This is a genomic window from Parvimonas sp. D9 (assembly GCF_035282565.1).
GTDB lineage: Bacteria > Bacillota > Clostridia > Tissierellales > Peptoniphilaceae > Parvimonas > Parvimonas micra.
Genome location: NZ_JAYKBM010000002.1, coordinates 176,912 through 196,092 on the forward strand (window position 1 = coordinate 176,912; position 19,181 = coordinate 196,092).

Sequence of the window (19,181 nt, forward strand, 5' to 3'; positions counted from 1 at the left end):
ACTAAATTATTAAGAAAAAGTCAATATTTTAATTAGACTTTTCTTCTTTTATTTTTAAAAGCAAGTCAACTCTATCAGTAATAATTCCGTCAACTTTTTTATTTATAAGTTTTCTCATATCTTTTTCTGTATTTATTGTCCAATAACAAACAGCAATATTGTGTTTATGAAATTTATAAATTAAATACTTCGTATCTAATGGAAGTTTTTCAAATCTTGGAATCATCATTGCATGAGTATTAAATTTTTTAAAACTATCATATCCAAAATATGAAGCCAATACAACTTCAGTAGTCTTTTGCATAGATCCGGAAATGATAATTTCGCCTTTACTAATTTTTCTTAAATGTTTAAGATTTTCTTCATTAAAACTTGAAAAAATTACATTTTTTTCCAAATTATATTCTTTTACAAATTTATATAAAAGTTCTGCAGACTTTAATCCTACTTCTCCATCATCTTTAATATCTATACTATATACAACATCATCTCTAAATTTTTCAAAAAGTGCAGAAACTTCCATTGGATATAATCCATTCACCCTATTTTCAGCATAAGGAAAATCTCCATTAATATCTTTAAATTTATATCCAAAATTAAGTTCTTTTAATTCATCATAAGTATAATCTATAACCTTTCCTGTCCCATCAGTTGTTTCATCAATATCTTCATTATGTTGAGTTATTATTTTACCATCTTTTGTAAGTCTTATATCTGTTTCAAAAGCATCAACACCCAGTTCAAAAGACTTCAGAAAAGCTAATTCCGTATTTTCCGGAAATAAATGACTTGAACCCCTATGTGCAAAGATAAGCGGAAAACTTCCATTCCTAAAAATATTTCTTGCCTTCTTTTCTTTTTTAAAACATGAAAATTGTAATAACACATAAATTACCACTAAAATTAATAAAAACATATACATAAACGCATCTCCTAAAATTATAATCATAATAATCCAATTATTTAAAAGAAAAATCTGATATGGACAATATAATTATATCATATAAATAAAAATTATGATATAATTATATTGCTTATATTTTATTAAATAAATTAGCAGAGGTGTATATTATGTTAGGAGATTTTTTTGGAGATAAAAAATATTTCGTTAGAACTATTTTTTATATACTAATGGGCGATTTAATCTGTTCATTTGCAGTAGTTAAATGTTTAGTTCCTGCAGGACTTCTTTCAGGTGGACTTGGTGGTATCGGACTTATGATTGAATACCTAACAGGTCTTCCAACAGGTATTTCAGTTTTTATTTTGAATCTACCTATGATGATTGTCGGTGCCTTTTTTTTGAATAAAAAATTTATGACCTACGCATTTTTATCAACTTTTATCTACTCATTTATATTAGTTGCGATGCGTCATATTCCTATTGATTTCAAACTTGATAATAATATGTTATATGCAATTTTTGGAGGTTTTATAAATGGTCTAGGAATGGGAATTTTATTTAAACATGGAGCGTGCCAAGGTGGTCTTGATATCTTAGCAACTATTTTTAAAACAAAACTTAATGTAAACATCGGTTCATCTCTTATGGCCATAAATGCAATTATAATAGGTATTGCATCTTATATATTCAGCCTTGAAAGAGGGCTTTTAACCATTGTTTCAATGTATGTCGCCTACAAAATGCTCGATAAAATACAAATGGGCTTTGGAGATACAAAGCAAATTATGATTGTAACATCAAAGCAAAGAGAAGTTACAGATAGAATTTTATCCGATCTACATAGAGGTGTTACGCTTCTTCATGGAGAAGGTGCATTTACACATAAACAGCAAAATGTCGTATACTGCATTGTAAGTACAAGACAAGTAGTAACTATAAAAAGAATATTGGATGAAGTCGATCCGACTGCATTTTTAATAATATCTGAGGCTTATGAAGTTAAAGGTCGAGGATTTAAAATACAAGAGATTTAGGAGGGTTTTATTTTGAATAATATTTTAACATTTAATGAACTTAAAGAAATAGCAAAAAAAATTGCAATGGATGATGATAGGGTTGAAAAACTTTATATTGAACAGTTGGAAACACAAAGTATGTCCAGCGACGTAAACTTTTTTAATGTTTTATACTTAGTAAAAGATTTATCTTTTGATGACGCTTCATTTGAATTTATTGAACATTTTGGCGATGTTTTAACTATGTTTGAAAACACAGAAAATGAAAATGTAATAGAATATAGAATAATTTATGAAAACTTTACTCAAGGAATTTTCAGAATTGTGTCTAAACAATCAATAGATGTCTTAGAAGAACTTGAAGAAAAATACATTTGCGTACTTAATAAAGATGAAAACAAAAAAAGCGGAGTATATATTGAAAAAAAAGTGCATAAACTTACAGAAGATGAATTTTTAGTAAATACTTGTGAATTTTTCTGGAATATTTTAAAATTCGGAAACAAACTATACACAAAAGAATTTTTGAATGTATCGGAAGAATATAGAAAAGTTTTGTCTTTACTAGACGAACATTTAAAACACTATGTTCTATCTGAAAATAAATACCTTATAGAATTAGGAAAAGAAAATAAACTGGTTTTTAACTATGTTGATACAGAAATTTTTGAAAAGTATTTAACTTGCTATTCAAAATTAGAATTGGATTCTCTATGGATTGCTCTATTTAATATCTGTGGACTGTTTAGAAAACTGTCATTACAAATAGCAATTAACTTAAGATTTGACTATGCAAAAGAATTGGATAGAGATACAGTAACATATTTAAGAGAATTAAAACAAAAAGCAAATAATAGATAAATTAGATAATTATTTTTTAGGAAAATAAAATATGGATAATATGAAATTTATAAAAATAACAAATGATAATTTTGACGAATTAAAAATTTTACAAACAAAATATAAATCTGAAATAGGTGAAGAAGAACCTACTTATGAAAATTTTCTAAATTTGGAAAGAGCAATATCAGACGAAAATATTTACTTTTTTGGTTGTATATGTAATGGAAAATTAGTTGCTTGTTGCTCAATAAGTACAATATTTTCTACTTTCAACTACGAAAAAGGTGGAATCTTTGAAGATTTTTTCATTATCAAAGAATATAGGCACAAGGGAATAGCTAAACAATTAATAAAATTTGCATACAAAGAAAGTAAAACAAGTTCTTTGATAGTTGGTTCTGCAGATTGTGATGTTGATATGTACAAATCATTAGGATTTAAAATTTTAATTGGAAATATGTTAACATTTGAAAATTAATTTTAATTTTTATAATTCCATACTTACCTATAAATTTTTTACAAAGGAGAAAATATGATTGATTGGAAACAGCTTCCCAAAATTGATGCTCATATTCATCTAACTCCACAAGATGTAATAGATGCAAATATCGAATATGACGGTGCATTTATTACAAACGGTTCTATTGATGATTATATTGAAATAATGAAAAAATATAATATAGAATGTGCTTTTATTATGCCATTCAATGACCCATATGCGTTATCTATGGATTTTACAGTAGAAACATCTCATAAAAATCTTTCAAAAATGATAAAAGATAAGAACTCAAAATTTTATTGTTTTGCTGATATTGACATTAGAAAAAATATAAAAGACACAATTAAAGAAATAGAAAAAGTCTTAACACTTGAAGAATTTATAGGGATAAAAATTCACTCAACGAATACTTATTACCCTATTGATGGTTTTTATTATGAAAAAATATTCGAATATGCGAGTAAAAATAATATTTTAATAGAAATTCATTCTTATCCCAGAGACCATTTGTCAGATGATGTATGTTCTCCAAGCAGAATAAAAAATATTCTTAGTAAATATCCAAATTTAAGACTATCAATAGCACATTTAGGCGGTTTTCAATATGAAGAATTAATTGGGCTAAATGCGTATTTTAATATGTCAGCAATTTTGCCCGATATGGTTAATAAATTAGGAATAGAAAAAACGAATAGGATATTACGCTCGTTAGGTGTGGATAAATTAATTTTTGCTTCAGATTATCCTGACAGCAGATGCTTAAAACCAAACGAAATTTATGATAAATATTTTGAAATATTGGAACAAATGGATTTTTCACAAGAAGAAGCTGAAAAAATCTGTAAATATAACGCTTTAAAGATGATAGGTAAAATATAAAAATAAGAACTCCACCCTTCCACGATGCTTCGCATCGGGTGGGTACCCGGAAACCTTGTTATTTCATAATAAGAACCCCACCCTTCCACGATGCTTCGCATCGGGTGGGTTCCCGTGAACCTTGTTGTTTCACAATAAAAGTGCATCAAATTATAAAATGATGCACTTTTTATATCTAAATATTTAATTTTAGTTTTAGCGAAATCCAAATTTCTTTACACTTGAACCTCAATTTTAGTTTTTGTAAATCTATCAATATAATAATACTTTAGCATAAACTAGCTAATCACCGATAAACTTTTATATCAATAACCTTCTCTGTCTTTCCATACTATATACATACAATCTTATGATAAATTTACAACCACATTGCGTGTAATATCTTTTGTGTTTTATATTACTTCACATTGTATCTCTAGTATAATTTAATTTTACTAATCTTTAATCTTTAGTATCAGCCTATATGATTTTAAAATTAATACATTTTTTAAATATTCAAATATCTTCATATCTTAATATTTAATTTTATAAATACCTAAAGATTCTAATACTCTCATACTCAACCTTATAAATATTCAAATATCTTGCTACTATCGTATTTAATTTTATAAATATTTAAAAGTTTTATATCATCATATCCAATTTTATAAATATTCAAATTTCTTGATACTCTCGTATTAACTTTTGTAAATACTTAAATGTTTTATATTATCATATTCAATTCTATAAATATAACAATATCCTAACAACTTTAAATTTGATTTTACAAATACTCTAATATCTCAACCCTCTTATATTTAACCTTATAAATATTCAAATATCTTAATACTTTTATATTTAATTTTATAAATACTCTAATATCTCAATTCTCTTATATTTAATTTTATAAATATTCGAATATCTTAATATCATTAGATTTAATTTTATAAATATTTAAATAATCTGATATCCTTATATTTAATTAGATTTAATTTTATATCATCCTATCATACAACTTAATACAGTGATTTTTTTCAATTAGTTTTTAATAAAAGTAAATAAAGTTAATTATACTATTTTCCAATCTCTACATTCACAAAATATATTATCTGCTGTTCAAGTTGCTGGAATCGTAAGTTTCTACAAAAAACCAATGATTCAGCAACTCTGATGAAATTGTTTTTAAAATTTTCATTGGTCTTACCTCCAGTCTTCAAACTATTTAACGCGTTATCTTGTTTGTTGTATATATTATACCCCATTAATTTAAATTTGTCAACACTTTATTGTGATTTTTTTTAATTTTTTTCACTTTTTTTACATTTTTTTGAAATTTTTTAAGTTTTTTTGATTTTTTTATTAAAATTTATAATTTTCAATCATCTTTTTCTAAATTTTTTCTTTCCAACTCCAAAAGTTTCTGTTTTATTTCTAATCCTTCAGCATAACCAACAAGTTTTCCATCACTTCCTATTACTCTATGACAAGGAATTATAATCGGCAATTTATTTCTATTATTCGCTCCGCCTACTGCTCTTTGCGAATTTTCATTTCCAATTTTTCTTGCAATATCTTTATAACTACAAGTTTCTCCATAAGGAATTTCCGTTAAAGCCTTATATACCTTTAATGCAAACTCGCTTCCATCCACTTTAAATGGGAATGTAAAGTTTTTTCTTTTCCCACAAAAATATTCTTCCAATTCTTTTTTTGCCAATTTTAAAATTTCAGTTTCAGGATTAATAACTTTTTCATCTTTTACAAATTTTATCTCAATTATTTTCTCCTGATCTTCAACAACTTTTATTTCTCCAATTGGACTGTTAAAAACTATATAATTCATAATTCACCTATTCTATATTTAAAAGTTTGTATATATCAATATTACATTTTTCATCAAAATATCTTTTTAGTTCTAAAAACTTTTTCCATTTTTCAATAGTATACTCGTTTATTCCATTTCTGATTGCAACATCAAACAGCCTAATTTCCAATCTTACAAATCCTTCAGCAGTTCCTAAAGCATCACAGAGTTGAATCAATCTATCATAATCATCATAAATAATTTCTTTCAATTTGTTTTCAAGAAAATCCAACTTTTCTTTGGGTAAATCTAATTTTCCATTATAGCAATATATAGTTTGAATAGGAAATGAATGTGTTAAACAAATTCTTGCACCTTCATAAAAATTTTTTTCATCCAAAAAAATCATTCCGTCATATACATGTTTTATATGTGAAAATCCGAATCTTCTACCAATATCATGTAACAATCCCAGTACAAATGCTTTTTCAGAATCTAAATATTCAGTATTTTTTGCGATAATCTCCGCACATTTTGCAACATTTAAAGAATGTTCAAACCACCTACCACAATTTAATTTATTGGCTTCATTCAATAAAATCATAGCATATTCTCTATCTATATTCATAATTACCTCATCAAAAAAAGATGAACATCATCTCTTAAAACTAATCAACTACAAAAATTCCTCCATTAAGCTCCTTTATAAATCCCTTTAGTTCCAATGCAGTTAAAATTGTATTTGTTTCTATGATTGAAAAACCTGTTATAGTTGAAATTTTATTTTGAGATTTCGGTTCTTCATTTATTAAATTATAAATCAAAAGTTCTTTTGCATCCAAAATATCTAAATCTTTTTCTTCTTTATTTTTATTTAAAATAAATTCTGAAAAATCAATAACACCGTCTATAATATCCTGATAATCCGTAGCAATCAATGCTCCGTCTTTTATCAATTTATTCGTTCCTCTACTATATAAACTATTTATATTTCCTGGAAGTGCAAAAATTTCTTTTGACTGTTCATTTGCAAATCTTGAAGTTATAAGTGTACCTGAACGATCTTGTGCTTCGATAACCAATAATGCTTTTGAAAGTCCTGAAATAATTCTGTTTCTAACAGGAAAATTATGAGCTAAAGGTGGCATCCCAATAGGAAACTCACTCATAACTGCCCCATTTTCTATAATTTCGTCATACAATCTGTAATTAGTTTTAGGATAGGCTATATCAACTCCACAACCTAAAACGGCTATAGTTCTCCCCCCTGATTTTAAAGCAGCTCTATGTGAAATGGAATCAATACCCAAAGCCATTCCTGAAACAATTCTTATTCCAAGTTCTGAAATTGACCTTGCAAAATATTCCGTTGCCCAAGCTCCATAATTGGTACATTTCCTAGAGCCTACAATTGAGAGAGCAAATTCATCTTCAGGTAAAATATCTCCCTTATAGTAAATAACTTGTGGAATATATTCAATATCTTTTAGATTAATTGGATAATTTTCACTCAAAATACTTACATAATTAACCTTCTTTTTCTCTAAATAATCTCTATAAGCATCTGAATTAAATTTTTCTCTCTCTTCAACTAATTTTTCAATATTATTCTTAGTTAAAAGTTTATTTTCTTTAAAATAGTCTCCGGATAAATCAAAAATCTCCTCAATATGTTCCAAAGTAAAATGATTTAATAATTCATCTTTAATTTTATAATCAAAATTCAAATAACTCAAAAACAGTAAAGCATCTTCATTTTTCATAACTAACTCCAATATTTATTACTCAAACTTCTATATCTGATAGCTTCTAACAGATGTTCTTCCTTGATTTCTTCACTTCCATCCAAGTCTGCAATTGTTCTTGTCAACTTCAAAATTTTATTAAAAGATCTTGCTGAAAACTTAAACTTTTTAAAAGCAAATTCTATAATTTTTTCAAGTTTTTCATCTAAAATAATATATTTCTTAATCTGTCTAGCTGAAAGATTTGCATTATTATATATTTTTTCATTTTTATATCTTTCAAGTTGAATTTTTCTAGCTTTTTCAACTCTTTTTCTAATTTCAAAAGAAGTTTCTAAAACTTCTTTTGAAGATAAATCGTCATATTTCACAGGTTCAACTTCAACTTGAATATCAATTCTATCAAGTATTGGTCCTGAAATTTTGCTCAAATATCTTTGGATTTGTAACTGTGAACAAGTGCATTTTTCGGTTTGTGATCCATAATTCCCACAAGGGCAAGGATTTAATGCACAAATAGTTACAAAATTTGAATAATAAGTAATTGATGAATTAGCCCTTGAAATAGTAACTTTTCCATCTTCCATAGGCTGCCTTAAAACTTCAATAGCCTGTTTTGAAAACTCAGGAAATTCATCTAAAAATAAAACACCATTATGTGCAAGAGAAACTTCCCCGGGTTTTGGAATTTTACCCCCACCAACAAGAGAAATAGGACTGCTTGTATGATGTGGAGACCTGAAAGGTCTTTGAGTAACCAATTTATTATTCTTAAGTTTTCCGGCTATTGAATAAATTTTTGTACATTCAATACATTCATCAAAAGTTAATTTAGGTAAAATTGTCGGTAATCTTTTGGCAATCATAGTTTTTCCGCTCCCTGGAGGGCCAACCATCAGCAAATTATGTCCTCCCGCAGCAGAAATTTCCATTGCTCTCTTTAAATTTTCCTGACCTTTTATATCCGAAAAATCTATATCATATTTTATTTCCTCATCTAAATTTACTTTTACAATATCTTCTTTCTTTATTTCGATAACTCCATTTAAACAATCAACTAATTCTTTTAAATGTGAAATTGGATAAATCTCTATTCCTTGAACTACATTAACTTCATTTTTAATAGCATTAGGAATAAAGAACTTTTTAAAACCAAGTTCTTTTAAAGAGATAATCATAGGTAAAGCTCCGTCAAAAGTAATAACCCTTCCGTCAAGAGAAAGCTCTCCTAAAAAAACAGTTTTTTCATCAGGCAAATACTCAATAACTCCAATGGCAAGTAACATACTGACAGCTATTGCCAAATCAATTTGAGAGCCGTCTTTTTTTAAATTTGCAGGAGCTAAATTTATAGTAACTCTCCCCGGTGGAATTGAATATCCACTATTTGAAATTGCAGACTTTACTCTTTCCTTTGATTCCTTTATAGATAAATCAGGAAGCCCTACAATATTAAAAGCCTGAAGTCCACTTGATAAATCTGCTTCAACATCAATATCATAACCATTTAATCCATTTAACACACAAGTCTTAGTCTTTGAATACATATCTTACCTACTTTCTAGCACATTCAGATGCCGTTCCTAAAAGTATTTGAAGTCCATGCTCTCCGGAATCTATAATATACTCTAAAGATTCTCTAACAGCTTTTGGACTACCGGGTAAATTTATAATTAAGCTGTCGTTCCTAATAACTGAAACAGCTCTTGAAAGCATTGCTCTCTTTGTAATTGTCAAACTGTATTGTCTGATAGAATCACAAATTCCAAATGCATTTTTAGTCGCAACATTCAAAGTTGCTTCAGGCGTAACATCTCTCTTACTAAAGCCTGTTCCACCTGTTGTTAAAATTAAATTAGCCCCTAAAACATCACTAGCATATTTTAATTTTTCTTCTATTGTTGCTTGATCATCCGGAATAATAATCTTATCAATAACTTCATAATTATTTTCTTTTAGTATCTCAACAATTACTTCGCCTGAAGTATCAACTCTCTCCCCGATTGAACCCTTATCAGAAACGGTAATTACATAAGCAGTAAACATAAATCCTCCTAAAAAGCATTTTCTATATGTGTAATTTTATAATTGTCAAAAATTATTTCTATAACATCAAAACGAATTTTTGCTCCAAATAAATTTTTCTCCATCATATAAATCTGTGCAACGTCTTGTATCTTTTTTATTTTACTTCCATTTACAAACTCTCTGGGAAAACCAAAATTTATATTTTTTCTAGCCTTAACCTCAATAAAAACTAAAAAATCTTTATCTTTTGCTATTATATCAATCTCTCCAAAAGGTTTTAAAAAATTTCTCTCAATAATTTCATAACCCTTTTCTAAAAGAAATTTAACAGCCATATCTTCCCCTAATTTTCCAATATCTTTAGCTTTCATATTCTTTTTTCTTTTCAAAATATTTTTTCAAAAAAGTTACTCTATGAATTGGAGTAACCCCATTTTCATCAATTCCCTTATAATGAGCCTTTGTTCCATATCCTACATTTTTTATAAAATTATAGTTCGGATATTTTTCCTCATACTCAACAAACATACTATCTCTGTATTCTTTTGCAATTATTGAAGCACAAGAAACCACATAAGAAAGCTCATCTCCGTGAATTAAATTAATCTGTGGAATATCGACATCAACTTTTTCTGCATCAGTTATCAAAAAATCGCCTGAAACTTTATTCCCTTCTAAATCCTTTATATCGGAAATTGCAATCTTCATAGCAAGCCTACTCGCCTGTTTTATATTTATCTCATCAATTTTTACATTATCCACAATTCCAATTCCGTAGCCTACACATTCTTCTAAAATTTTATCATAAAGTGCCAATCTTTTCTTTTTAGAAAGTTTCTTACTGTCCGTTACTCCCTCAATCTTGCTATCCTTTTTCATAATAATTGCACAGGAAACGACAGGGCCGGCGAGACAACCTCTTCCAACTTCATCAACGCCGATAATTAAATTATATTTTTTGTAGATATTCTCCAGTTCTTCTCTAATTTCCATTATCTTCCTCAAATTTTTCAATATCTTCTACAGTTTCTAAAGTAATTCTTCCAAGTTTCACTTTTCTAAAATCATCAAAAACTAAATTTGCAACCTTAAAATAATCAATTTCATTTTTCTTTAAAATTGCCCCTCTATTTCTTCCGATTTCATCCATTAAATACAATGTATCCTCATAGGAATCTTCAGATAGATTATATCTATTTTTCAAAATATTTACATCTCTTTTATTTAGTTCATCAATAAAACGAAAAGCTAAATTTTCAATGTCCATAATCTCATCCTTAATTGCACCGGTAAAAGCTAAATGCAACCCAATTCTTTCATCTTCAAATTTTGGCCAAAGAACCCCTGGAGTATCTAAAAGTTCTAAATCATTCTTTGTCTTAATCCATTGAACCTGTTTTGTAACACCAGGTCTATCTCCTATTTTTGCACTCTTTCTCTTTGAAATTGAATTAATAAAAGTAGATTTCCCAACATTTGGAATCCCTACAATCATCATTCTAATTGTCTTTGCAGAAAGATTTTTTTCTTCAAGCTTTTTAAATTTATCAGCCAACATCTCTTTAGCAACAGAATAAATCTTATCCAAACCCTTTGAATGAAGTGCATCTACAACAACAGCTCCATAACCCTTTTTCCTATAATAACTGAGCCACTTTTTAGTCTCATTTTCATCAGCCATATCCGATTTATTCAAAATCATAATTCTTGGCTTATCCTTTAAAACATCATCAATAACAGGATTTTTACTACTTATTGGAATTCTTGAATCAATAATCTCTCCAACAATATCAACCAATTTTAATGATGATCTTATATTATCCATAGTCTTTTTCATATGACCTGGATACCAATTTATATTCATTACTTCCTCCAAACCTTATAAATAAAAGCTAGTTTATTTTTTCTTTTTTACTACAAAAATCTTTCATATTATAATATATAAGTAAAGAGGTGAGAATTCTATCTCCCTCCATCTAAATTAATTTCACACTTAAAATTATATATATTTTTTGTTGTTTATAAGTTTTACTCCTAATACCTATATAGATTACATTATTTATCAATTTATATTACAATTAGATTATAAAGCCACAAATAGTTTTTGTCAATGTTTATAAATTTTGACTTGTATTTTAGCAACATAAAAAGCAAGGTTCGCCAGCCTTGCTTTTTTATTTGCATTCTAATATGTGAGATTTACTTAACCTCTAAAGAATTATAATCTTAACCACATAATACCAAAAATCACAAAAAAGTCAACTCTCCTTAGAAAGATATATTGTAATTTATATTTTAGTAGCTATGTAGATTACATTACTCTCAAACTAATTTTAGTAATATACTCTCACATCAATTCATATATCATCATTCTTTTCAAAATCTTTTTCCATACTATTTTACATTCCTTACAATTTTTAGTCTATACTATAAAAATTCAAAAATACTTTATCCTAATATCTATGTTAATTACACTCTTGTATAAAATATTAAATATATAGTTTTAAAATCTCACAATTTTTTATACTAAAAATCTTTAAATATCTTCGAGATTTATTGTTGCCATCTGCTCATTAGGAAAAATGCCAAAAAGCTGTGGCACATATCGAGCAATAACTTTAATAAGATATCCCGAAATAAACTTAGTCATAATCATACCTATTGGAAAAATCAATATTTTTGGAATAGCAAAAGGGATAAGTCCAAGAAGCGGTAAAATCACCTGTTGCAAAAGAGGCATATGAATTACTAAAATTCCCATAGTAACACGGTTAATTCCCTCTTCGTTTTGCTCACTTATTACCGGTTCATTCTTTTCCCAATTACGGCTAATAAGAGATGAAATACTAAGTACAAGCAAACAACCTGAAAAAGAGTTTACAAAAAACCAAATTATATTTCCATAATCTCCACTTCTTAGCAATACCATTTCAAGACTTTCTGCTCTTAAAACACTTCCTGCAATAAATACAGTAGCCGAAAATATAAATATTAAAACTGTACTCAGCAGATTCTTTGCTACTTTTTCAATCAGTGGCTTTATAGAATATCCTACCAACATGAAACCTGCGGCAGTAAAAGCTATATTGATACACCAAGGATAAGAAAGATTCCCAATCTTTGGAAGAAAGATACCTACTATAAATAAAAGTACAGTAAATAACGGCAAAGTAAATCTCTTTATAGAAGCAAAACTCAAAGTAAAAACAATAACCCCCTCTGATATAATTCTGGCCATAAACATACAAGGAAAAAACCATAATATAGGAAGTGTACCAGCTCTAATTAAAGATTCATACGAACCATATAGTAACCAAATTAAGTTTTTATACGAAAAATTTGAATAAATCAATGACCATAAAAAGTAAGGAAAAACAAAGGAAAGAGCCATTCTACGCAGAAAATCGCACCATCCTTTTTTCCCTTCCTCCTTATGTGTAATAAGTTCGAGCCCACACAGCAGAAAGAAAATTGGCATATGAAAGGTAAAAATCACTCTACGAAAAAGTAAAGTTTCTCCCATTCTAGCCGTAGCTGTTGCAAGGATAATAACTAATATGGTTATGGTATTTGCAGTTTTAAGGAAGGTAACTGCATCTCCTTTTTTCTTTCTAAGCACTGTTCTTTTCACCTTATGGTTCTATTATATTAAAAGAAGTCGTTGGTGGTGCCATATATTTTAACAGACGTAATAGTACAGTTTTATCACCTGTTACAACAATCTGATCTATAACTTCTTTTTTACCAAATATAAGAGATAAGAACTGAAGACGGTTCAAACTAATTGAACAGTCTACATTACTTTTTGATTCACCCTTATAAACAAGAAGAATACCATCTCTTCTGATAGTAAAGAATTCTTCATTCGTATCAGTAATCTTAAGGTTAAGAGTAAATTCATCATTCTGTGCCAACATAGAATCTGTCATAATATCTATATATGAGAGCATCATTTCTGTTGTCATCCCCATCATCATTGTTTCGAGACCTTTTGCAGTTCCCTCATTATCTGACTGATTTCCTTCAAGAAGCTCCCACGCTCCCATAAGGTATGCACAACGCCATGGACCGCACTCAGCTTGATAGCCAAGCTGTTCAAGTGCCATTGCGCAAAGATTTCTTGCTTCTTGAAAATTTGGTTTAGCAAACACAATTTCCTTTGTAAGCTGAGCTACCCATTGGTACTCTCCTCGTGCAAAATCCTCTTTCGCTTTACTCAAAACTTTTTCTAAATCACCAAGATATGAAATCCATTTTTTTGCAGTATCTTCAGGGGTAAGCAGATTAAGATTGACTGGATTAGCATCATACCAACCCATATAACGTTGATAAACAGCTTTTATATTATGGCTTAGAGTACCATAATATTGACGACAATACCAGACTTTATTTAGCCTATCCGGAAGTTTTAAACTCCTTGAAATTTCAACAGGTGTCATCCCTTGATTAATACAATACAATGTTTGATTATTTATATATTGATAAACCGCAGCTGTATCTTGCATATATTCCTTTATAGTTTCTTTTCCCCAGTGTGGCCAGTTATGAGATTGAAAAACTACATCAGTCTCATCGCCAAAAAGATACTCAGCTTCAAGTATATAGTGTGCCCATGCCTCAGCATCACGTACCTGAGCACCTCTAAGAGTATAAATATTATGCATAGTTCCCGTGCAATTTTCAGCCATCCAAAGACCTTTATATTTAGGAAAATATGCATTCATTTCCACTGGAGCTTCTGTTCCCGGTGTCAAATGAAAGTTGATTTCTAAACCGTCTATAATTACAGTATCATTTCCTTTTATCTCTATTGTAGGTGCCAATAAACCGACCGTCCCTACAGATTGACCGAGTCCAATACCTATTGCCATACGATCTTTTTCTCCAGCTTTCATAGGAGAACCATATTGATATTGAGCCCTTCGTCCCATAGCGGGCCCACAGTAAATATTTTCGCTTACAGCGTGTTTTAAGAAACCTTCAGGTGCCAATATTGGAATCTTACCGGAAGCAAGCTGCTCTTTTAAACTGAGCTTTTCATCTGCCACTTGCTCAGGTTTTATTGCACCCATAATTCCACCATAGTGATCTATGTGAGAATGACTATAAAGAATTGCCTTGATATTAATTTTCCCAAAATGCTTTTCCATAAGTTCCATAGCTGCTTTCATATTTTCCTTGCACATCAAAACATCAAAAATTATCCAGCCATTATCTGTTTTAATAAAAGTTGCATTTGCCATGTCATAGCCACGCACTTGATATATGCCATCACATACTTCAAAAAGTCCTGCATAGGCATTAAGTTGCGTATGTCTCCACAAACTTGGATTTACCGTATCAGGCGCTTCTTTATCCTTGACAAAATCAAAATTCCCAAGATCCCATGCAACTTCCCCATCATCACGCTTAATGACAAGTTTTTCAGGGGATTCAATCAATCCTCTTAATGCACATTCTTTTTCGCGTTCATCTTCAAAGTTAAGTATAGAATACCAAGTTTGATTAGCTTTAGCCGTACTCGATGTCGCACAAGAGCAACAAGTCCTACCTGAAGATTTTCTTTTAATTCTCATAATATTTTTCTCCTTTCAATATGTTTTATAATATAGCATCTTATTTAAATTTGCTTGTCGCTTAGTCAATTTTTGTTATTGTAGGAGCTTCCCACGTTCCATCTAACACACTACCATCGGGTCTGTATATTCTAAGATAAAGATGAAATCCACTCTTACCTATAGGCAACCAATTTTCAATATTTTTATCTGGCTCTTCAGTTTGAAGCACCAAATCTAGAGAATTATCTTCATTTAGCTTGAAGTTACTACGATTACTTATAGCATAACGTTCAATTGGATTTGAAATCAAAAAATCGTCATCTCCATATGCAGTTACTGACCAAAAACCATGTTTCCCCACAGGAGGAAGTCCATCAGCTTTGAAATGAAGCAAGTATTTGTTTTTAGCATCAAGCTTTTCACCATCAGCATCTTCCTCTGCTTTAAGGTAAACTGCAGTATCAACAGGGTTAGCACCAAAACCTGCAATTGCAACAAGACAGCGATATTCATATTGTGTACCAAAACGGCTTATTGGTTCTCCATAAAATTTAAAACTACCATTTCTTACCATAAAATTTGTTGTTTTTTTAATCAGCTTTGGAAGAACACAAGCCTTCATTTCTTGCCAGAATCTGTTTAAATCTGCAGGTGAAAGAAGAGAACTGAAATGACGTCCTGCACCTATTCCTAAATCAGCAAACTCATCAAGCAATTTGCAGTCTTCAGAATATGCAGGATTATCAATTAGAAGTTTATTTACCCTTTCAAAATAAGCATCAGGAGTCAGTTTCATTGCAAGAGCAATTGGAACCCCTTCTTTATCTGGATCACAGGTACCATTAGGCATTTCACCATTATCAAGCCAAACAGATAAAGTTTTTGCTTCCATTTCATTTTGTAATCTGTATATGTTCACTGTATCCTCAGTACCATAACAGATTGTCCTTCCAATAAGCCATCCGATAGAAGTAGGAACCTCTATTCTTTTCATGCCATCAGGAATTTCTCCATTAAAATCAGGTCCTGTAAGTATATAAATTCTCTCTTCATCCGTATCTCCACCGGTTCCTAAGATTGCTATGGTATTTGACCACGCATCCATAATCTGAAACATTAAATATCTATCAGTTCGAGGCTTTTTAATTACAAGTGCATCGTCCTTTAATTCAAAAAAAATCTGTGAATACAGCGTATCTACATTTGGCGTAACAACTTGTCTAAATTCCGATGTCGCAAGATCTTTCGCATGAAGAAATTGATTGACGGGAGACTTTGATTTAACAGGCTTTACTGTATTTGTACTTACTTCTTTAGTGATGTCCATCAGAACAAGCGGAAAAGAAAAAATAAATGCCCGCTCTATAAGAGATTTTTCTCTTTTAATTTTCATATCTTTTTCCATTTTAAATTCCTCCTTCATAAACTCCATTATTTTTTTCGACTGAATTCATGCATAAGCATATTCTTAAGTAAAACAAGCTCATTATCCGACTCGATGTCCTTTTCATAAGCAAGTCCCACTGCGTATCTTGTAATAGCAGCAAGCATAAGATGCATGATAGATAAAAACATTGAATTTTCACTCACTTCCGTACATAACGTTTTATCATTCTTGCCTTTAACATAAGTTTTATGAAAGCGCATTGCGAGTTGGTCAACCATTTCATTATATGAATTCAAAGCTCTTTTGGAAATTGCTTCATTTCTTATATAAATGTTAAAAAACTGATTGAAACAAAGCAGTTTTTTATGGTTTTTATATAATTCGAGGAATGAATCAAGAAAAAATTCAAGTTCTTCCGAAGCAGTCGTATTGTCCTCATTTCTAATAGGCATATAATCTCTTATGAAATTGCTCCACACATGAGTTCCAACAGCAACAACAAGCTCAGACTTTGTTCGATAATATCTGTATAGAGTTGCAATTCCTATACCAGCTTCATCTGCAACATTTTCCATAGAAACTTTGTCTATACTCATTTTGGAAAACATACTGAAACCCGCATCAAGTATTCTCCTATTGGTTTCTTCTTTTTGCAAAGCATCCTGCTTATGATCAAATCCCATATTTTTCCTCCTTTTCATATTAAAAATTACTTTGTTTTACTGGTGATAGATGTTATATCATTATTGATGATAGATATTATATCATAAGTAAAATAGAATTGCAAGAAGAATTATACTATTTTTTTATCAATATTTTTAAATAATTATCTACATTTTGGCAATATAAAAACAGAGTTAAAAAATTTAACTCTGTTTTAAAAATTTTTATATAAATTTAAAATCTAAGTTGGCAAATTGTAAATTACTGATGTAGGAACAAAAAAGAAATATGGTGCTGTAAAGATTGCCATATAAAATGCTAATTTTTTCCTATCTTTTGCTTCTAAATCAATTTTTGAGAAACTGTTTTTTAAGTTCAAATAATATATACAAAGTCCTGCAATGATGACCGCAATAGCTACTAATAGAAAAGCATAAATATTTTCAAAAGGACTTCTCATCATAGACTCGATCATTTTTCCATTAATCCATTTAAAAAGACCTGATTGTTCTTCTAATCTTCCAACTAAGCTAGTAAATACAAATAAAAATACTGCACCAACAAAATCTGCAAAGAAGCCAAATAGAAATACTTTTAGAATTACTTTTTTATACTTTTGAAAAATATCATCTATCTTTAGGAATTTTAGAGATAATAATATTACAATTGAATCTATAACAAAATTTATAGGCATTGCGATAAGCCAAGTTATAGGGAACAAGAGTAAAAACCAAATCGGAAAAAATACATTATAAAGTTTAATGTTTTTCATATTTACCTCCTAATTTTAATATGTAGTTTTTATAACTTATAAAACAATTTTCAAAATACAAAGTTCAGAAACTAAACTATGGTTTAAAATTATTTGACTACAAAAAAAGAGTTAGACTTCTCCAACTCTCATAAAGTACAATTAAGCAGTCGGTTGGTCGGTGTATCCAACATCTCAGATACCTTGTTGAAGGTGTGGCAGGAACCATTTCTGCCCTCAACTACCTCTTTACTTGATTATAGTATACCCAATTTTTTACTTTTTGTCAACCTTTCTTAGCCTTCCACTAAATTTTCTGCTATTTAATTTATAATCATTTATACTGTACATACTTATAATAAAAAACTTATCCTTAGTTCTATTAATCTTCAAAACAAGCAAAATATTCTTTTTATAACATTTTACATATTCTAAAGCCATTTTATTTCCATTTGTATTAAGTCCAACATAATCCGGATTTTCTATTATATCTTTAATATGGTTTAAGTATTTTAAAACATCATAATGCTTTCTTTTTTCCAGATGCCGTTTCAATCCATGCTTGGAATATTCTATTTCTGATACCTCGGTTTCAAGACCTAATAATTCCTTAATACTATCCTTTACTATCATAGCCATACCTCTTGACTATATTTTATCATAAAATCAATATAAAACAAATATAATTTTATAAAAAAAGAGCTATCTTTACAGATAACTCTTTGGTATGTAAGCACACCCAAGGTCGCTTAACAAGAAATGCACGATGCCCTTGCAGTTAGCTCAAAGCAAGCAATCTTACGGCACATAGAGTATTTTACTTATGGCTGCTTCCGTCAAGACCTGACCAGATTCGTAAAGCTCTATTGCGTAAGGACCCACTCGTCAACACCACTTACAAAAGTCGGCTACACCCCTTGAAAATCTAACTTGGGAATTCAGCCCTGCTATAGCAGATTACAGGTTACAAGGTACTGCTAACACCCCGCCTAGTGCATGGCGGAGAGCGAGGGATTTGAACCCTCGAAACGCTTTTGACGTTTACACGATTTCCAATCGTGCTCCTTCGACCGCTCGGACAGCTCTCCACGACACCCATATATTATAATGTATTTTTATTGTTTA

The 19,181-nt window shown here is 29.5% G+C and carries 19 protein-coding genes, 1 tRNA gene and 1 other RNA gene; 4 read left to right on the forward strand and 17 right to left on the reverse strand.

The window, feature by feature from the left end; translation table 11 throughout:
• Positions 1 to 28: 28 nt before the first annotated feature.
• Complete coding sequence (locus tag VJI94_RS03020; RefSeq protein WP_324008285.1) at positions 29 to 922, reverse strand: glycerophosphodiester phosphodiesterase; 894 nt, start codon at positions 920 to 922, stop codon at positions 29 to 31.
• 149 nt (positions 923 to 1,071) lie between these two features.
• Between VJI94_RS03020 and VJI94_RS03025 the strand changes: the two genes are divergently transcribed.
• Genes VJI94_RS03025 through VJI94_RS03040 form a run of 4 tightly spaced genes read left to right on the forward strand, consistent with a single transcriptional unit; the run spans position 1,072 to position 4,141 of the window.
• Positions 1,072 to 1,938, forward strand: coding sequence for a YitT family protein (locus tag VJI94_RS03025; RefSeq protein WP_324008287.1), 867 nt, complete (start codon positions 1,072 to 1,074; stop codon positions 1,936 to 1,938).
• A gap of 12 nt (positions 1,939 to 1,950) precedes the next feature.
• Positions 1,951 to 2,781, forward strand: a complete 831-nt coding sequence (locus VJI94_RS03030; protein WP_269720502.1) for an aminoglycoside 6-adenylyltransferase — start codon at positions 1,951 to 1,953, stop codon at positions 2,779 to 2,781.
• Positions 2,782 to 2,812: 31 nt separating this feature from the next.
• Positions 2,813 to 3,241: a GNAT family N-acetyltransferase gene (locus VJI94_RS03035; RefSeq protein ID WP_324008289.1), complete on the forward strand. Its 429-nt coding sequence runs from the start codon at positions 2,813 to 2,815 to the stop codon at positions 3,239 to 3,241.
• A 54-nt stretch (positions 3,242 to 3,295) separates the two neighbouring features.
• Positions 3,296 to 4,141, forward strand: a complete 846-nt coding sequence (locus VJI94_RS03040) for an amidohydrolase family protein (RefSeq protein WP_324008290.1) — start codon at positions 3,296 to 3,298, stop codon at positions 4,139 to 4,141.
• Between the two features lie 1,354 nt (positions 4,142 to 5,495).
• Here VJI94_RS03040 and VJI94_RS03045 read toward each other — a convergent pair.
• The 16 genes from VJI94_RS03045 to VJI94_RS03120 form a co-directional block, all read right to left on the reverse strand.
• Positions 5,496 to 5,963 carry a methylated-DNA--[protein]-cysteine S-methyltransferase gene (locus VJI94_RS03045; protein ID WP_029949687.1) on the reverse strand — a complete coding sequence of 156 codons (468 nt, stop codon included), beginning with the start codon at positions 5,961 to 5,963 and terminating at the stop codon, positions 5,496 to 5,498.
• A gap of 7 nt (positions 5,964 to 5,970) precedes the next feature.
• On the reverse strand, positions 5,971 to 6,552 hold the full coding sequence (locus VJI94_RS03050; protein WP_269720505.1) for an HD domain-containing protein: 582 nt from the start codon (positions 6,550 to 6,552) through the stop codon (positions 5,971 to 5,973).
• A 40-nt stretch (positions 6,553 to 6,592) separates the two neighbouring features.
• Positions 6,593 to 7,687, reverse strand: a complete 1,095-nt coding sequence (gene dprA / locus VJI94_RS03055; protein ID WP_324008292.1) for a DNA-processing protein DprA — start codon at positions 7,685 to 7,687, stop codon at positions 6,593 to 6,595.
• 2 nt (positions 7,688 to 7,689) lie between these two features.
• Entirely contained in the window at positions 7,690 to 9,216 is a 1,527-nt protein-coding gene (locus VJI94_RS03060) for a YifB family Mg chelatase-like AAA ATPase (RefSeq protein ID WP_324008294.1), read from the reverse strand.
• Positions 9,217 to 9,223: 7 nt separating this feature from the next.
• Positions 9,224 to 9,715: a MogA/MoaB family molybdenum cofactor biosynthesis protein gene (locus VJI94_RS03065; RefSeq protein ID WP_324008296.1), complete on the reverse strand. Its 492-nt coding sequence runs from the start codon at positions 9,713 to 9,715 to the stop codon at positions 9,224 to 9,226.
• An 8-nt stretch (positions 9,716 to 9,723) separates the two neighbouring features.
• Positions 9,724 to 10,068 (reverse strand): YraN family protein, encoded by a 345-nt coding sequence (locus tag VJI94_RS03070; RefSeq protein ID WP_150263202.1) that lies wholly within the window; start codon positions 10,066 to 10,068, stop codon positions 9,724 to 9,726.
• Complete coding sequence (locus VJI94_RS03075) at positions 10,058 to 10,690, reverse strand: ribonuclease HII (protein ID WP_324004274.1); 633 nt, start codon at positions 10,688 to 10,690, stop codon at positions 10,058 to 10,060. Before VJI94_RS03075 ends, VJI94_RS03070 begins: the two co-directional genes overlap by 11 nt.
• A complete protein-coding gene (ylqF, locus tag VJI94_RS03080; protein WP_248110738.1) occupies positions 10,680 to 11,561 on the reverse strand; it encodes a ribosome biogenesis GTPase YlqF in 882 nt (293 codons plus the stop codon). Before ylqF ends, VJI94_RS03075 begins: the two co-directional genes overlap by 11 nt.
• 672 nt (positions 11,562 to 12,233) lie before the next feature.
• Positions 12,234 to 13,316, reverse strand: a complete 1,083-nt coding sequence (locus tag VJI94_RS03085) for an acyltransferase family protein (protein ID WP_324008297.1) — start codon at positions 13,314 to 13,316, stop codon at positions 12,234 to 12,236.
• A 13-nt stretch (positions 13,317 to 13,329) separates the two neighbouring features.
• Positions 13,330 to 15,273, reverse strand: a complete 1,944-nt coding sequence (locus VJI94_RS03090) for an alkyl/aryl-sulfatase (RefSeq protein ID WP_004833035.1) — start codon at positions 15,271 to 15,273, stop codon at positions 13,330 to 13,332.
• Positions 15,274 to 15,334: 61 nt separating this feature from the next.
• Positions 15,335 to 16,660 carry a DUF1254 domain-containing protein gene (locus VJI94_RS03095; RefSeq protein ID WP_029949701.1) on the reverse strand — a complete coding sequence of 442 codons (1,326 nt, stop codon included), beginning with the start codon at positions 16,658 to 16,660 and terminating at the stop codon, positions 15,335 to 15,337.
• Positions 16,661 to 16,686: 26 nt separating this feature from the next.
• A complete protein-coding gene (locus VJI94_RS03100) occupies positions 16,687 to 17,325 on the reverse strand; it encodes a TetR/AcrR family transcriptional regulator (RefSeq protein WP_118059001.1) in 639 nt (212 codons plus the stop codon).
• Between the two features lie 221 nt (positions 17,326 to 17,546).
• A complete protein-coding gene (locus VJI94_RS03105) occupies positions 17,547 to 18,077 on the reverse strand; it encodes a hypothetical protein (RefSeq protein WP_269752823.1) in 531 nt (176 codons plus the stop codon).
• A 255-nt stretch (positions 18,078 to 18,332) separates the two neighbouring features.
• Positions 18,333 to 18,689 carry a PBECR2 nuclease fold domain-containing protein gene (locus VJI94_RS03110; RefSeq protein WP_118059003.1) on the reverse strand — a complete coding sequence of 119 codons (357 nt, stop codon included), beginning with the start codon at positions 18,687 to 18,689 and terminating at the stop codon, positions 18,333 to 18,335.
• 98 nt (positions 18,690 to 18,787) lie between these two features.
• Positions 18,788 to 19,054, reverse strand: an RNA gene (gene ffs / locus VJI94_RS03115) — signal recognition particle sRNA large type.
• Positions 19,054 to 19,144: transfer RNA gene (locus VJI94_RS03120), tRNA-Ser, on the reverse strand. Before VJI94_RS03120 ends, ffs begins: the two co-directional genes overlap by 1 nt.
• Between the last annotated feature and the right edge of the window lie 37 nt (positions 19,145 to 19,181).

Excerpts from the sequence above, each read along its gene's own strand:
- VJI94_RS03020 (WP_324008285.1), bottom strand. The coding sequence starts at position 922 with ATGTATATGTTTTTATTAATTTTAGTGGTAATTTATGTGTTATTACAA.
- VJI94_RS03025 (WP_324008287.1), top strand. The coding sequence starts at position 1,072 with ATGTTAGGAGATTTTTTTGGAGATAAAAAATATTTCGTTAGAACTATT.
- VJI94_RS03035 (WP_324008289.1), top strand. The coding sequence starts at position 2,813 with ATGGATAATATGAAATTTATAAAAATAACAAATGATAATTTTGACGAA.
- VJI94_RS03040 (WP_324008290.1), top strand. The coding sequence starts at position 3,296 with ATGATTGATTGGAAACAGCTTCCCAAAATTGATGCTCATATTCATCTA.
- VJI94_RS03045 (WP_029949687.1), bottom strand. The coding sequence starts at position 5,963 with ATGAATTATATAGTTTTTAACAGTCCAATTGGAGAAATAAAAGTTGTT.
- VJI94_RS03050 (WP_269720505.1), bottom strand. The coding sequence starts at position 6,552 with ATGAATATAGATAGAGAATATGCTATGATTTTATTGAATGAAGCCAAT.
- dprA (WP_324008292.1), bottom strand. The coding sequence starts at position 7,687 with ATGAAAAATGAAGATGCTTTACTGTTTTTGAGTTATTTGAATTTTGAT.
- VJI94_RS03060 (WP_324008294.1), bottom strand. The coding sequence starts at position 9,216 with ATGTATTCAAAGACTAAGACTTGTGTGTTAAATGGATTAAATGGTTAT.
- VJI94_RS03065 (WP_324008296.1), bottom strand. The coding sequence starts at position 9,715 with ATGTTTACTGCTTATGTAATTACCGTTTCTGATAAGGGTTCAATCGGG.
- VJI94_RS03070 (WP_150263202.1), bottom strand. The coding sequence starts at position 10,068 with ATGAAAGCTAAAGATATTGGAAAATTAGGGGAAGATATGGCTGTTAAA.
- VJI94_RS03075 (WP_324004274.1), bottom strand. The coding sequence starts at position 10,690 with ATGGAAATTAGAGAAGAACTGGAGAATATCTACAAAAAATATAATTTA.
- ylqF (WP_248110738.1), bottom strand. The coding sequence starts at position 11,561 with ATGAATATAAATTGGTATCCAGGTCATATGAAAAAGACTATGGATAAT.
- VJI94_RS03090 (WP_004833035.1), bottom strand. The coding sequence starts at position 15,273 with ATGAGAATTAAAAGAAAATCTTCAGGTAGGACTTGTTGCTCTTGTGCG.
- VJI94_RS03095 (WP_029949701.1), bottom strand. The coding sequence starts at position 16,660 with ATGGAAAAAGATATGAAAATTAAAAGAGAAAAATCTCTTATAGAGCGG.
- VJI94_RS03100 (WP_118059001.1), bottom strand. The coding sequence starts at position 17,325 with ATGGGATTTGATCATAAGCAGGATGCTTTGCAAAAAGAAGAAACCAAT.
- VJI94_RS03105 (WP_269752823.1), bottom strand. The coding sequence starts at position 18,077 with ATGAAAAACATTAAACTTTATAATGTATTTTTTCCGATTTGGTTTTTA.
- VJI94_RS03110 (WP_118059003.1), bottom strand. The coding sequence starts at position 18,689 with ATGATAGTAAAGGATAGTATTAAGGAATTATTAGGTCTTGAAACCGAG.